13 protein-coding genes are annotated in these 15204 nt (G+C 38.0%); 1 reads left to right on the forward strand and 12 read right to left on the reverse strand.

Going from position 1 to position 15204, the window contains the following annotated elements:
* The first annotated feature begins 193 nt into the window (after positions 1–193).
* The gene (locus B3317_RS08835; RefSeq protein ID WP_291110743.1) at positions 194–1972 is read left to right on the forward strand and encodes a L,D-transpeptidase family protein; all 1779 of its coding nucleotides are present in this window, start codon (positions 194–196) and stop codon (positions 1970–1972) included.
* A gap of 58 nt (positions 1973–2030) precedes the next feature.
* Here the strand turns inward: B3317_RS08835 and B3317_RS08840 are convergent, their stop codons facing one another.
* From B3317_RS08840 to B3317_RS08895, 12 genes are all read right to left on the reverse strand, one after another.
* Complete coding sequence (locus B3317_RS08840; protein ID WP_291110745.1) at positions 2031–2336, reverse strand: hypothetical protein; 306 nt, start codon at positions 2334–2336, stop codon at positions 2031–2033.
* Positions 2337–2479: 143 nt separating this feature from the next.
* Entirely contained in the window at positions 2480–3184 is a 705-nt protein-coding gene (locus B3317_RS08845; protein WP_291110746.1) for a porin family protein, read from the reverse strand.
* Between the two features lie 32 nt (positions 3185–3216).
* The gene (locus tag B3317_RS08850) at positions 3217–4440 is read right to left on the reverse strand and encodes a M16 family metallopeptidase (protein ID WP_291110747.1); all 1224 of its coding nucleotides are present in this window, start codon (positions 4438–4440) and stop codon (positions 3217–3219) included.
* Positions 4437–5135: a DNA alkylation repair protein gene (locus B3317_RS08855; protein WP_291110749.1), complete on the reverse strand. Its 699-nt coding sequence runs from the start codon at positions 5133–5135 to the stop codon at positions 4437–4439. Before B3317_RS08855 ends, B3317_RS08850 begins: the two co-directional genes overlap by 4 nt.
* A gap of 419 nt (positions 5136–5554) precedes the next feature.
* Positions 5555–6379 carry a translation elongation factor Ts gene (gene tsf / locus B3317_RS08860; RefSeq protein WP_291110751.1) on the reverse strand — a complete coding sequence of 275 codons (825 nt, stop codon included), beginning with the start codon at positions 6377–6379 and terminating at the stop codon, positions 5555–5557.
* Positions 6380–6580: 201 nt separating this feature from the next.
* A complete protein-coding gene (gene rpsB, locus B3317_RS08865) occupies positions 6581–7435 on the reverse strand; it encodes a 30S ribosomal protein S2 (RefSeq protein WP_194225583.1) in 855 nt (284 codons plus the stop codon).
* 190 nt (positions 7436–7625) lie between these two features.
* Positions 7626–8012 (reverse strand): 30S ribosomal protein S9, encoded by a 387-nt coding sequence (gene rpsI / locus B3317_RS08870; protein WP_006801469.1) that lies wholly within the window; start codon positions 8010–8012, stop codon positions 7626–7628.
* A 6-nt stretch (positions 8013–8018) separates the two neighbouring features.
* Complete coding sequence (gene rplM, locus B3317_RS08875) at positions 8019–8474, reverse strand: 50S ribosomal protein L13 (RefSeq protein ID WP_291110755.1); 456 nt, start codon at positions 8472–8474, stop codon at positions 8019–8021.
* 242 nt (positions 8475–8716) lie between these two features.
* The gene (locus B3317_RS18245; protein WP_414647481.1) at positions 8717–10441 is read right to left on the reverse strand and encodes an LIC_10190 family membrane protein; all 1725 of its coding nucleotides are present in this window, start codon (positions 10439–10441) and stop codon (positions 8717–8719) included.
* Between the two features lie 190 nt (positions 10442–10631).
* Positions 10632–12362 (reverse strand): LIC_10190 family membrane protein, encoded by a 1731-nt coding sequence (locus B3317_RS08885; RefSeq protein ID WP_291110757.1) that lies wholly within the window; start codon positions 12360–12362, stop codon positions 10632–10634.
* 67 nt (positions 12363–12429) lie between these two features.
* Positions 12430–13224, reverse strand: coding sequence for a thymidylate synthase (locus B3317_RS08890; RefSeq protein ID WP_291110758.1), 795 nt, complete (start codon positions 13222–13224; stop codon positions 12430–12432).
* A 127-nt stretch (positions 13225–13351) separates the two neighbouring features.
* Positions 13352–15193, reverse strand: coding sequence for a gamma-glutamyl-gamma-aminobutyrate hydrolase family protein (locus B3317_RS08895; protein WP_291110760.1), 1842 nt, complete (start codon positions 15191–15193; stop codon positions 13352–13354).
* Positions 15194–15204: the final 11 nt, after the last annotated feature.

Raw genomic sequence — 15204 nt, forward strand, 5'->3', positions numbered from 1 at the left:
TCACATAAATTTTTCAAAGAACTCCTGATCGACAACCCTTATTTACTGATTGTTTACATATAGATAAATATTTCAAGATTTGATTACAACTTTGCTTTGTTAAGCCGATTTTGTATATTGTCATTTTATAAAGTTTTATTATTTTTGTGTCAAAATAATCGAGCGAATTACATACTTGACACATTATTACTCCATGAAGTATTTCCTTTGGTTCTCTTTTCTCATATTCTCATTTTTTATAGTTAGCTGTAAAAAGAAAGAACATACAAAAGTCAGCGAATCTGACAAAAAAGAGGTCCTCCAATCCAAATTTGCAAGAAATTATCCGGAGTTCGATCTCAACATATTACAAGAATCGCTAAAAGCCCGTAGTACGAATGATTCCGTACTAAAATCAATATATACTGTGACAGAGTTCAATCCCGTATGGATACATGACACGCTCGATACAAAAAGATTATATACATTCATTGATATTTTGAATCAGGCTGAAGAGCACGGATTGTCACCCGAATTATTTTCTTCGTCAAAAATAAAAATATTGACAGATGCAATAGACTCTGGTGCGTTTGTTAGTAATCTGGATACTGTGTATAAGATAATGATCGCTTTGGAGGAAACATCAACAAAGTCTGCGATTAAATATATTACGGGGATGAAATACGGCTTTGTCGATCCCAAAAGTCTATACAAGAAAGACTATGATATTGTCACCTCCACTCCCGATTCTTTATTCTATAATAGCCTATATACTGAAATAAAAAAGGACCCTATTTTAGCTGTACTCAATTCACAACCCTCAGAAGATATCTATCTAAAATTGATAGATGAATACAAATTTTTAAAAAACAGGCAAGAAACAGGATTTAAAGAGATAGTATCAGGTGATGCTACTTATAAACTAGGTGATAAGAGTAAGCACATTAGAGCTATTGCAGACAGGCTTATACTGACCGGGGAATATGAACCGGATTCGATCAATAGCGACAGTCTTCTCATGAAGCTGGATAAGGAATTACTTGCTGCAATAAATACTTTCAGACGACGAAATTCATATCCGGAAGAAGCAGAAGTTGGCAAACTGACAATCAGCGCACTAAACAGGCCTTTCGAGTATTACCAAGCTAAGATACGTGCAAACATGGAAAGGTATCGTTGGAAACGGACCAAAGCAAAACATAACAAGCACATAGAGGTAAATGTGGCTTCTGCCATGTTAGTTGCGAGTAATACAAAGAGTGACAGTCTCCCTTTGATATCAAGAGTATGTGTCGGCTCTGTAATAAACAAGACACCTCTTCTGCAGAGCGATATCAGCTATATGAACCTAAATCCCATATGGAATGTGCCAACAAGTATAGCTCAAAAAGAAGTTGCGGTATTGCAAAAGAAAGATCCTACATATATTGAACGGCATAACATGAAACTGTATAAAGGCGGCAAAGAAGTAGATGTATCGTCAATAAATTGGAAGGATGTCAATCCTGATAAGTTCTCTTATACCATCAAACAAGATCCGGGAGGGGGTAATTCACTTGGCTTAGTGAAGTTCATGTTCAATAATGCATTCTCTGTATATCTTCACGACACACCAAGTAAACAGGCATTCAACAGAAAAAACAGGGCGGTTAGTCATGGGTGCGTAAGAGTACAGAAACCGTTTGATCTTGCATTTTTCTGTGTATCACCTGTAACTGATATTTATAAGGATCGGTTCTACTATAGTATAAATAAGCCGCCAGTATCCGATGAAGGTAAAAAGCTGCTTAAAGAACAGAAGTTAAAGAAACTACCCGACATTATCAATATCGATAAAGACAATAAGATATCCTTATTCATTGATTATTATACTGTATTTATGTATCCTGACGACGAGGCCCTGTATTATGCCGATGATATTTATGATTACGATAAGCTAATATTAGATGCTCTGAACCCCAATCAAATCACAGAAAAGAAAAAAGGAGAGTAAATAGATTCTCCTCTTGCCTTATATAATCTCATTTCGAGATTTCATTGAAAATCAGGGTTCACTTTTCATCAAAAAAGTCTGCGGCTTTCTGGCTCAGGTCATGAGCACTCTTTTTCGCTTTATCAGCAAAGCTATCTACTTTATCCACTATTTTATCCGTATAGCTCTGAGTTTGCTTTGATACATTTGTGAATAACTCCCTCGCCTTCTCTATAAAATCTTCGCTCTTTCCCTTAAAGAATTTTTCCCAATCTATATCAAGACCTTCTTTATCCATATAGTCTTTTACTACAGATATAGACTTAATAGCCTCATCCTCTGTGAGTCCGACTTCATACTGAAGCCTCTTTACCAAATCTTCCATACCGCAACTTATTTATTGTTTATTCTGTAAATATAAAACAAAATAGCCGGACAAAAGTTCTGATTTGCAGAATTATAAGGTTCTGATAAAACAAGGAAAGAACCGGATCTCAGTTCCTCCGGTATAGCTATACTATCAGTTTTTTAAAAGCGGAAGCCCAGTGTCACTGACATATTACGATTTTTCAAATCCCGCCCATCATCGGCAACATTATGAAACCCATATTCATAGGTTAAGTTTATAGTCCATATATCATATATCAATCCGACCCGGCCCAAGACACCATAATCCCATCGGTTCCACTTTCTCAAGGCAAATGTTTCTTCTTCATATGAGGGTATTGTAATTTGTGTACCTTGCACAACTCCATTCTTAATAGTTGTAGCATAAGCCTCCCCCCTATTCTTACCTTTAAAGCCGTATGCGGCATAACCTCCGGCGTTGAAATTTACTGCAAAATGTTTTGTGAGATACACTTCATATCCAAGACATAAGGGTACCTGCAGATAATCTGCAGCTGTATTACGAAGAGTATCACCATAATATTCAACATCTGCGACTATATTATACTCACTTCTCCGGATATGCTGCCTGAGTCCCCTCTTTGTTACATAAAGGCCTGATTGTATCTGAATATTATGCAATATCTTAAAATTCACATTAGTTCCGATTGTGAAACCAACTTTAGGTTCTTTGTACATGTTAGCACCTTTGATATCCATAGAAGCAAAGTTGAAACCAAACATAAGATCCGTGGTCAAACGTTTTCTTATAGTCTGAGCATTCGCAACGGAAGATACCAAAACTAACAAACCGACAAGTAAAAATATTCTAGATACTGTTTTCATAAAGCTTATATCGTTCCACAAAGTTAAAAGAATTAATTATATAATAAACTAAAGAGCCTATTTTCCTCAAAAATTTCATTTGCCACAGCCTGTATCTGCTCCGCTGTTATAGATTCAATCTTACGAAATGTTTCTTCAAGTGTATTATAATGATTGTAATGAAAAAAGCTCTTCCCCAGCGACAGCGCCATATTTTCATGATTGTCGCTCATTACACCGATCTGTCCTATCAGCTGCTTCTGGGCTATCGACAATTGCGATGTACTTAACTTCTCTTCCTTTATCTTCTTCAGTTCTTTATGCACCAGATCTATACATTTGCCGGCATTACGTTTATCGCATCCAAAGTAAATAGATAGGATTCCCGTATCGGTATAAGCCGTTGCAGTAGAATCAACACTGTATACATACCCTTTTTTCTCACGAAGCGAAATATTCAGGCGGCTGTTCATTCCCGGCCCTCCTAATATATTGTTCAACAGGCTCAATACTTTCCTTTTGGGATCAAACAACGAATACGAACGACAACCTATCAGGGCATGCACCTGTGACGTCTCTTTATTTTCAGTTCTGTTTTCCAGCGTTATTCCGGCAGGGACAATACGCCCATTGGGACATACAGGACCGGATAGATCAGACAAATACTTTTCTGCAAGGTACACCACTTTCTTAAAGTTTGTGTTGCCTAACGAAAAGAAAACCGTATTGGACGGTACATAAAACCTGTCAACAAAGGTCCTTGCTTTCTGTGTATCAAAATTTAGCAGCGTATCCGGCTCTCCCAGAATATTATGTCCCATTTGCGATCCCTTGAAAACCAGATTCTCAAACTCGTCAAATATCAGTTCCGAAGGATTATCTTCATATGAATGTATTTCATCAATAATTACTTCAACCTCCTTATCGATCTCCTGCTGAGGAAACCGGGAGTGGAAAGTCATATCGGATAACAGTTCAAACGCACGATCGAAATGCTGTTCCAGAAATATGGCATAAACTACGGTCTCTTCCTTATTTGTATAAGCATTCAGTTCTCCTCCCACATGCTCCATACGATTGATAATATGATGAGAACGGCGTCGCTCTGTACCCTTAAACAACATATGCTCCACAAAATGAGCCATGCCGTACTCGTCCGGCTTCTCGTCCCGCGTTCCCGTATTCACGATAAAACCGCAATAAGAAACGGTTCCTTCCATTGGTTTATGTACGATGCGGAGACCGTTAGATAATGTATGCGAATGGTAGTTAATCATTTCTTCATATAATGTGCCCTTTCTTCCGGCAAAAATTTCTCTATAGAATAGCGTAACATCGTCCGTGGCATTACCTTATGATAACGGTCGAGAAATAAACACAATTTATCTTTGTCTTTTTTTCCGGCTTCACGCAGCATCCAGCCAATAGCTTTATGCATCAGATCATGTTTATGGCACAGTAATTTTTCAGATAAAGCAAATATATCATCCAGATCACCACGCCTGATAAAAGCGAAAGTAGCCAGGATAGAAATACGCTGATCCCAGAGTAAAGAACTCTCCGCCAAGCAGTAAAGCACCGAACGGTCTTTGTCCACAAGATACTCTCCTACTATATCTTTTGCACTTAAATCTACCAAATCCCAATTATTGATATATTTGGTTTTCGACAGATAATAATCACAAATTTCTTTGCGTTCCGCTCCTTTGGCCTTCTTGAACCGTTCTACAAGAATTAATAATGCACAAAGACGGCATTCATGGTATTCGCTTTCCAGCAATTTGGTAACTTCTGCAAATGGAATATCCTTATATTTTTTTGCTGCTTTGCGGGTATCAGGTACTACAACCCCGATAAATCTGTCACCTTCACCGTATTGTCCTTTTCCTGTCTTGAAAAAGTAAGGGAGAAATTCTTTCTTCTCAGGTGTGGAATATGATTCAAGCTCTTTTTGTATATCTTTTGCAGTCATTGTTTATAGAAAAGGTAACAAAGGTAACAGAAAAGAATGAATAATGAAGAATGAAAAATTAATCTTTATCAATTAACAGAGAGCAAGGACTTACTGCTTATTACTTAAAACTTACTACCAGCTAAAAAGTAACAAAGGTTACAGTTATTTCAGTCAACAGTCAACAATGAGTAGTTAACAACTATCTTGTATCTCGTTTACTTGTAACTACCCGCAGAGTGCAGTAACTCGTAACTATTAAAAAAGGTAACAGATGTAACACATTTTTCAGTGTATCTCATTGTTTCCTTTTACTAAATTTTTCAAAGAACTCTTTCGGTAATAATTGATTGAATCTACTTATATAGATAAATATCTTTCAATAAAAAAGTGCAACCGTTACCGGTTGCACTTTTTTTATATCTACTACTTAAACCTGCTTATTCAGCATTCAACGTAAAACGTTGGAAACCTGTAACAGCAAGCTCTTTATCATGTTCTGCAAGATATTGGGCAATTGTTTGCTTAGGATTTTTTACAAATTCCTGTTGAAGAAGTGTAAATTCTTTATAGAATTTCTGCAATGCACCTTCAGCAATTCTGTCGATCAGATTCTCAGGTTTGCCTGCTTCAATCGCTTTTTCTCTGGCAATCTTAAGTTCTCTTTCTTTAATTTCTTCCGAAACTTCTTCTGCTACAAGAGCAACAGGGCTCATCGCAGCGATTTGCATAGCTATATCTTTAGCTACCTGCTCGTCAACATTAGGTTTGTTAAAACCAACGATAGCAGCCAGCTTATTGCCCGGGTGAACATATGCCACTACTGTAGGAGCAGTGATTTGCTTATATACGTTCAGTTCCATTTTTTCACCTGTAACACCCATTCTGTCAGTTACAAGTTCTGCTATTGTACGGTCTCCTACCTTAATACCTTTTAGTGTATCTATATCAGCAGGTTTGTCAGACAATGCAGCATCAAGTATCGACTTAGTCATGCCTACGAAATCGCCGTTCATTGCCACAAAGTCAGTTTCGCAGTTTACTGCTACTATTGCAGCGAAATCGCCGTTTGTTGCAGCCAACACACAACCTTCCGTTGCATCACGGTCTTCACGTTTTGCAGCAAAAGCCTGTCCCTTTTTACGAATTATTTCGATTGCTTTATCAAAATCTCCTTCTGCTTCAGTCAAAGCATTTTTACAATCCATCATACCTGCACCTGTCATTTTGCGCAAGTGTTGGATATCTGCCATAGAAATTGCCATGTTTTTCTCCTTTTATTTTTGGTTTATAATTATTTCGAGTAGTTGACAAGTAAACAAGGTACGAGATACGAGTTTTTCGCTATATGAATTAACTTGTGAACATGTATCTTGTCTACTCGTTTACTTTTTTAATAAGAAAAGACCAAGAAATAGGCTCTAAGAATGCTCTTAGAGGCTAATTCTTAGTCTATTAAACTTTATTTACTCTTCGTCTCCTTTAGCAAATTTACTTGCTACAGCTGCATTGATAGCCTCCTGGTCTTCTTTTTCAACCACAGGTTTCTTTGCGCCGGCTTTCGCTTTGCGCTCTCTTCTTGGAGCACCTTCTTCATCCTGAGCTTCAGCAGCTGCGCTATCTGCTTTCTCAATCTTTCTTTCCTCAAGACCTTCTTTGATTGCATCGCAAAGGCTTCCAAGGATAAGTTCGATAGATTTGGCAGCATCATCGTTTGCAGGGATTACGAAGTCGATATCATCCGGATTAGAGTTTGTATCTACCATTGCAAATACAGGTATTCCGAGACGGTTTGCTTCTCTTACGGCGATGTGTTCTTTCATCACGTCCACTACGAATAGTGCAGATGGAAGACGGGTAAGATCCTGAATAGAACCTAATGTCTTTTCAAGTTTTGCACGTTGACGTGTAACCTGAAGTCTTTCTCTTTTCGATAGAGTATCGAAAGTTCCGTCTTTCACCATTTTGTCGATAGTCGACATCTTCTTCACAGCCTTACGGATTGTAGGGAAGTTTGTCAACATACCACCCGGCCAACGCTCTACCACATATGGCATGTTTATTGACAGGGCCAAGTCTGTAACAACTTGTTTTGCTTGTTTCTTTGTAGCAACAAACAATATTTTCTTGCCCGATTTAGCTATTTGCTTCATAGCAGCAGCAGCATCTTCGGTCTTAGCTATTGTTTTATATAGGTCAATGATGTGGATACCATTGCGCTCCATAAAAATATAAGGAGCCATTGCCGGGTTCCACTTTCTTTTCAAGTGACCGAAGTGTACACCAGCGTCTAATAATTGGTCGAATTCTAATTTTGCCATTTTTAGTTTTTTGATCGTTTACTTTCTTTTTCTGTTAGCGAATTGTCGGGTAGCTCATTTTCAGAAGTCCCGGCAATTTAGATACTAAACGTAATTTAAGAGATGAGGCCGACTCATCATATATTAACCAACTTGTAACTTTTAAGCGGCCGAAGCCGTGAAAGCGTAATTGGGTAAAATAATATCCAAATTAACGTTTTGAGAACTGAAATCTTTTTCTTGCTTTTGGTTGTCCCGGTTTTTTACGTTCTACAACACGTGGGTCGCGAGTCATAAATCCTTCAGCTCTGAGAGCAGACTTATCTTCTGGGTTGATCTTCACCAAAGCGCGGGCGATACCAAGACGTGCAGCTTCTGCCTGTCCTTTGTATCCTCCACCGTTCAGGTTGATCTTGATGTCGTATTTTTCAGCAACTGCCAGTTTATTTAGCGGTTGTTTTACAACATATTGAAGAATAGTTGAAGGGAAGTAATTGTCTAGTTCACGTTTGTTGATCACTATTTTTCCGGTTCCTTCGCTTACGAATACGCGAGCTATAGCAGCTTTACGTCTTCCTATTGCATTTACTACTTCCATTAATTATTATTTAAGAGCGTTAATATCTATTGTTTTCGGTTGTTGAGCTTCATGGTTGTGCTCAGTACCTGCATATACATAAAGGTTTTTCAAAAGAGCAGCACCAAGACGATTCTTAGGCAACATACCTTTTACTACCTTATGTACCAAGCGGTCAGCTCCTTTTTCCATCAATACGGCAGGAGTAGCTTCTCTTTGTCCTCCCGGATATCCTGTATATCTTAAATATACACGGTCGTTCCATTTATTACCCGTCAACACCACTTTTTCTGCATTGATAATAATTACATTATCACCACAATCTACATGCGGAGTAAAACTTGGTTTATACTTCCCTCTCAGAAGTTTTGCCACTTTGGAAGCCATGCGTCCAAGTGTCTGGCCTGTAGCGTCAATCACAACCCATTCTTTTTGTACGGTTGCTTTGTTCGCTGAAATGGTCTTATAACTTAAAGTATCCACTTACTTAAAAATTAATTTGGTTAATTACTTTTTCTTCAATTCACAATACTTTCATCCGCTTATCGAGCTAAGATATAATAAGCGATAATCGTTTGCAAATCAAATTTTTACGTTTTATTTCGTAATAATCGGCTCGCAAAATTACAAATTATCAGTGAATTGACAAAAATAATTGAAGGGTTTTTAAAGCCGATTTGAAAGTTATACTTTGATTAACAATTAATTCATTCGTAAATACTCGATTATTCACATCCTACTTTTACTCTGAAACCATCTTGGAGAGAATATCCTCTGGCTTCAATACATTCGTAATTGACAAAATGGTAGTATCCACTTTTCACAACAGGTAGTTTATCGTAGCTGAAGTTGGCTATCGCTACGTAAATCGTGATACCATTATTTAATTTATATGGGGTAAAATGGGAATTAATATCTTCTAATGTGAATGATTCGTAAAAGTCGTAGTATGAATATGGACTTATAAACATTTTGACAAACGGTTTCCTTTCTTTCTCCGATTCTATGTTGGTAATCATTCTATATCTATCAAAGACCCTCCATGATGTCCAAATTGTACAGCAAGTTAAGAATATACTTAGAACAAGGATACCAGTGAAGCGGGAATGGCGTTCTTTATTGTTATTGATAGAAAGAGCCACACAAAGAATAAAGAATGCGGGCATCATACCACTTACAAACCGGAAGGATGGACCGTTGATTGCCCAAATAGTCAGAGCGCATAACAAACTTAGGTAAAGCGAGATTTGTATAGGACTAATTTTCTTACGGATAATGGGCACAATCGAAAAAATGAATGATATACATGTGGATATAAAAATGAAAATCGTAATACTTTTGTCCCATGATGGTATTCCGTTTTTCATAATATCCCAATTATCCAGAAATGCTGCTATACCTTCGGATAAAATAAGCTTCTTTTCGTTGACAACAACACTCAGAGGCAGTTTCCAGTCTAAATCAAGCAGGTCTGATCCTGCTAAGGGGAATATCAAGTAACCTGTTAAAATAATATTTCTTATCAGCCATAAGGTTCCGATCAGAAAGCATAAAGTTCCTATGAATATAATTGTCTTGTATTCTTTGTTTCTTACCAGATAAACTAGGGATAATACAGCTAATATGGCAAAAGCCGCAAATGATAGTTTGAGGGTAACTATATATATAAGTACAATAGTTAATAACAGAATATCTTTCTTTTCCAGATTAGGGTAGAAAATGTATTTTGATACCAAGTATAAAATAATGAGATTCGGTAGTAAATCTGTTGTCGTATTCAACATTAATTTTATACTTAGCAGATAAAACAGGATGAATCCGAATAATACAAGTATTCTTTTAAATTGAAAACCAGATTTGAAAAGTTCATTAACTATCCAACAAAAAAAAGCTAATATAAATAATGAATCCAAGGAATGGATCATTTCCCCGAATAGGAACCTGAAAGAAAAAATTGAACTCAGGAGAAGGTAATTTGAATTAAACCCCATGCGATGGTCTAGGTTTGCTAAACCGGGAACAATAGCGAACTCTTCGTTCCAGCGGATGTTCTGATGATGATAGAATAAAGAGTCGAAAGAACCCTCTTCCCAAGAGTTGGCAGTGAGTAATATGAGAACAAACAGTAATATAATAAGTTTTCCGGATAGTGTTAGTTCTTTTACGGAATTGTAAATATCTTTTATTAAGTCCCTAAAACGTCTTTTGTTGAATAGCCAGTATATTGTAGACACAATGATGCATACAAATAAGAAAACATGATTTGACGGTAATATCAAAGACCATATCGATAACGGTATGGATATAAAACACAAGCCCAATAGCATTTTCTCTAACAGGTTATATTCCTCTTTTCGTTTACATACTTTATTATAAAATGTTAATAATATATCTCCAAAAGAAAGAAGGGTAAAAAAAATTATTATCCATGAAAATATAGTTGCGATCATAAGCCATTTATTTACAAAGCTTTCGACGAGTGCTTCTCTTTACGCGTCCAAAATATTTTATTTCGTAATAATCGGCTCGCAAGATTACATTTTTTCAGTGAATTAACAAAAATAAACGGGGAATTTTTTGATACACAAATGAGTTAATATGCAGATATACCAATAAATGAGAATATTGGAGAAAAAGCAATCATTTGCAGCCACCTTTCACTCTATATCCATCCTGTATTTTATATCCTCTGGCTTCAATGCATTGCAAAGGAATAAATTTGGCATAATGGCTCGTAATACTGGCGGGAAGCTTCATATCGTGAGGCAGGCCCTCGCTAACCCATATAATTTGGTCATTATTAATAGCATATGAAGAGAATTCATCTGTAATATCTATACCTCGCGCTTTTTGCTGATCGGCAATGGAATAAGGCTTAAGCATTGCATGCGAAAACGGATGGATGTCATATTCTTTAATTTGCGGATAAAAACACCAATAACAGCGACTTGTCCACAAACCAATACTAAGGACAAAAGCACAAACTAACATTTTACTGAATACCGGGAAATATAATTTTTGGTTTCCATTTCTATACAACAGCGCCCCTCCTGTAAAAACGACAGCACACAAAACACCGGGTACGAATCGTATATCAGGCCCGCCAAAAGCCCAGACCGCAATAGAGACAAAGAAAACAATATAGAGTAAATAAATATGGCTCTTTATTTCTTTTCTCTTTTTTGGCATCAGATAAAGAGCGAGAATAAATGAGCAAAGGGTCAGTAAATATATTACATCGGTAAGTATATTTATGAACAATGGGTCCCGGACACTCTCCCCCGGATAGCGCAGGGCAATCCTGAAAAAATAATAACCGATATCGAATATATAATTCGTTTCTCTTATAGCCACTTCGCGTGGAACTTTCCAATCGAAAGAGAACAAATCTATCTGATAGAACGGATAGATAAGATAGCCGGAAACCACAACATTCCTTATCAGCCACGGAATCAATATGAAAAGCCCGGCAATAATGACAAACGAAACAACCTTATATTTCTTCTCTCTGAAAAGATTATACAACAAATAAATACTTATCAGTCCGATCGGGAAAAATGATAATTTACATGTAAGCAAAAAAACCGGGAGTACAAAGCCAATCAGGTAATTCGTTTTCAACAGTTTAGGGTATAATACAATCCGGGCAACGATATAAAATACAATAAAATTAGGTAATATATCCGTAGAGGTATTTCCGAGAAAGTAAATAGAAACCCAAAAGAGTAAGATGTACGATAATAATATAATAAGGCGCTTTGCCTCGTATTTGGAGATAAACAGTTCGATACAAACCCAGCATCCAACTACTGTTACTATCAGCGGTTGTAGCGGATACATCGCCTCACCCAGAAAAGAACGGAATGAGAAAATAGCACTTAGCAGGAAGTAATTGGAGTTGAAACCGAACCTGTCGTCCAGATTTGCGACTCCCGGCACAACTGCATATTCTTCATTCCACCGGATATTTTGAAAATGGTAAAATGCAGAATCATACACTTCCTGTTGCCATGTAAAGAAATAGAGCGAGAACAGGAGAAATAAAATTATAAGTACCGATTGGAAAGGCGAGAAAACTCCCTTCGCTGACTTTACAATATAATCATACACACAGAAGAGCCTTTTACGACAGATAACCCAATAGTTGAGCGAAACCAGAAAGACGATAAATAAAAACACCTGATTGGATGGCAACCACAACGACCACACCGACAAGGGTATAATAAGAAAACACAACCCGAGCAACAATTTATCTACAAGGTTGTATTCTTCGTCACGTTTGCAAATCTTATTATATAACGCGAGCAGCATATCCCCGAAACTAAAGAGGATAAAGAATATGACTGTCCATGTTATAAAGTTTGCAAGCATTATTTTTCAATTAGCTGATTAGCAAATTAGCAAATTAATAGAAAATCATTTTCAAATTTGCTAATTATTATATTGCTACTTCCCCTTTTATATGCGGATGCGGATCATAGCCTTCCAAGCGGAAATCCTCGAATTTAAAATCGAAAATACTTTTTACTTCAGGGTTTATTATCATACGCGGCAGCGGGCGAAAATCGCGTGTCAATTGTAATTTCACCTGCTCCAGATGATTTGTATATATGTGCGCATCTCCTAATGTATGCACAAAATCTCCGGCTTCGAGACCTGTTACCTGCGCCATCATCTGCAACAAAAGGGCATATGAAGCGATATTGAAAGGTACGCCCAGAAATATGTCGGCACTGCGCTGATACAGTTGCAGACTCAACTTCCCGTCAGCCACATAAAACTGGAAGAAAGCATGACACGGAGGAAGGTTCATATTCGGCAGATCGGCCACATTCCATGCACTCACGATAATACGGCGCGAATCCGGATTGTTTTTTATCGTATCTACCACATTGGAAATCTGATCTATAAAGCCTCCGTTATAATCGGGCCAGGAACGCCACTGATAACCGTAAATATGCCCCAGATCACCGTTTTCATCAGCCCATTCGTTCCATATACGCACACCGTGGTCCTGCAGATATTTCGCGTTGGTATCCCCTGCCAGAAACCAGAGTAGTTCGTATATGATGGATTTGAGATGTAATTTCTTCGTAGTGAGCACGGGGAAACCGTCTGCCAGATTGTAACGGCTCTGATGTCCGAATACACTGATCGTACCTGTCCCGGTGCGGTCACTTTTATGTGTGCCTTCTGCCAGAACACGTTTCAGTAAATCGTGATATTGTTTCATATTTGGATATTTTGTTTTGCTTTGAAAATTATACAAAAGTAAGATATATTTCGCTCTAAAAAAACAATGGCTCGTGTTATGCTTTTGTAATATTTCTAAATTCAGAACTCAGGCCTGTTTGTATCGCTTATATCCTCTCACCTTTTTGCACTTCCGACATTACCCGAAGGAAATTGCCGCCCCATATCTTTTCTATATCTTTATCCGAATAACCTCGCTCTAATAATTTCACCGTGATATTTATCATGTCATTACTACCCTGACATCCTATCAGCCCTCCGCCACCATCAAAATCGGACGCGATACCCACATGGTCGATACCCGCTACTTTCACAGCATAATCAATATGGTCTATAGCATCAGTCAGGCTGGCTTTGCTTTTATCTTTATTGATAAACAGGTCTACGAGACATATCTGTACTACCCCTCCGTTTTTTGCAATTGCCTGCATCTGCTTGTCGGTCAGGTTGCGGTCGTGATAACACAGCGCCTGCACAGACGAATGCGATGCGATGACAGGTTTGGTAGATAGTTCTATTACATCCCAGAATGTTTTTTCTCCCACGTGCGAAATATCCACCATAACCCCCAGCCGGTTCATTTCCTTTACCACCTCTTTTCCATAAGGACTAAGGCCGTTCCATTCATGTTTTGTATCACTCGACGTATCGCATATATCATTATCTTTAGTATGGCAAAGGGTTATATAATTCACTCCCATTTTTTGAAAACGGGCAATATTGGAGATATCCTTGCCTATGCCATATCCGTTTTCGATACCGATAAATACAGCCTTTTTACCTTCATTTTTGAGGCGTATAAGATCATCGGCCGTATAGGCTATGCCGCAGATATCTTTGTTTCTTTCTACCTGTTGATGCGTTTCTTTTATATAGTTTTCTATCTTATCCACGGCTTTCTGTGTCGACTCTTTATCCCGAGGCCCTTGCGCTATATAAGCAGCGAAGAAAATAGCATCCAGCATCCCCTCTTCCATTTTAGGGATATTCACCTGATTTTCTTCCCTTCTTCCTATGTCGAACCCTGCTTTTTTGAATTCGGTCGGTGTATCGCAATGCGTATCAACCGACAAAATATGCTTATGCAGTTCTTTTGCCTTACGGAAAGTATTGGCTTCGTTCACAATAAATTTAAATATCCGAAGCATTGTCGTATCCCCGCCATAAACATGTCCTTCGGGATGCCATTGCACTCCTAAAACTGAACGGTTGGGATATGCTTCGATAGCTTCTACAATGCCATCCTGTGTAGTTGCTACCGTACGGAAATTCGGAGCAGGATCTTTTACAGCCTGGTGATGGAACGTATTCACCGAGAACTCATCAACTCCTAATACTTGTGCTAGTTTGGAATCTTTTTCTATAGCTATCGTATGCGTCCCTTGTTCTCTCGGCTCTGTTTGCTTATGATTGATACTCTTATCTTTTACCTGCGTAGGGATATCCTGATAGAGTGTTCCACCGAAAGCTACATTTATCAGTTGCATTCCCCGGCAAATTCCAAGTATAGGAACATTCCGGTCGGTAGCCAGCTTCAGTAACACCAAATCGTAGATATCACGGAGGGAATCTATATCGTTCATATCCGGGATTGCTGTTTCCTTGTAATAGGGAGGATTAATATCTTCTCCTCCGGTCATCACCAGCCCATCGAGGTCTTTTACAATACCCCTCAAAATTACGCCATCTGTTATTACAGGAATAATTACAGGCTTACCTCCGGCCTTTAGTATGGCATTGATATATGTCGCCTGTACTACCGAACTGCCTTTATCTGTCCGGCCTGCTGATAAACCGATAAGCGGAGCCGGCTTGGAGCGTAAATCAACAAACTCCGAATCTATGGTTTTATATAATTCCGGCAGGCTTGGAGTAACTGTTTTCTGGCTGTATATACTTCCGCTTACTGACAAGCAGATAGAAAATATGATGGATACTATTTTTTTCATCTCTTTATTAT

The sequence above is a fragment of the Dysgonomonas sp. UBA7710 genome, assembly GCF_002482385.1.
In the GTDB taxonomy this organism is placed as follows: domain Bacteria; phylum Bacteroidota; class Bacteroidia; order Bacteroidales; family Dysgonomonadaceae; genus Dysgonomonas.

Coding starts and splice junctions, on each gene's coding strand:
- B3317_RS08840 (WP_291110745.1), bottom strand. CDS start 2,336: ATGGAAGATTTGGTAAAGAGGCTTCAGTATGAAGTCGGACTCACAGAG.
- B3317_RS08845 (WP_291110746.1), bottom strand. CDS start 3,184: ATGAAAACAGTATCTAGAATATTTTTACTTGTCGGTTTGTTAGTTTTG.
- B3317_RS08885 (WP_291110757.1), bottom strand. CDS start 12,362: ATGCTTGCAAACTTTATAACATGGACAGTCATATTCTTTATCCTCTTT.
- B3317_RS08850 (WP_291110747.1), bottom strand. CDS start 4,440: ATGATTAACTACCATTCGCATACATTATCTAACGGTCTCCGCATCGTA.
- rpsI (WP_006801469.1), bottom strand. CDS start 8,012: ATGGAAGTAGTAAATGCAATAGGAAGACGTAAAGCTGCTATAGCTCGC.
- tsf (WP_291110751.1), bottom strand. CDS start 6,379: ATGGCAATTTCTATGGCAGATATCCAACACTTGCGCAAAATGACAGGT.
- B3317_RS08855 (WP_291110749.1), bottom strand. CDS start 5,135: ATGACTGCAAAAGATATACAAAAAGAGCTTGAATCATATTCCACACCT.
- B3317_RS08890 (WP_291110758.1), bottom strand. CDS start 13,224: ATGAAACAATATCACGATTTACTGAAACGTGTTCTGGCAGAAGGCACA.
- B3317_RS08895 (WP_291110760.1), bottom strand. CDS start 15,193: ATGAAAAAAATAGTATCCATCATATTTTCTATCTGCTTGTCAGTAAGC.
- B3317_RS18245 (WP_414647481.1), bottom strand. CDS start 10,441: ATGATCGCAACTATATTTTCATGGATAATAATTTTTTTTACCCTTCTT.
- B3317_RS08835 (WP_291110743.1), top strand. CDS start 194: ATGAAGTATTTCCTTTGGTTCTCTTTTCTCATATTCTCATTTTTTATA.
- rpsB (WP_194225583.1), bottom strand. CDS start 7,435: ATGGCAAAATTAGAATTCGACCAATTATTAGACGCTGGTGTACACTTC.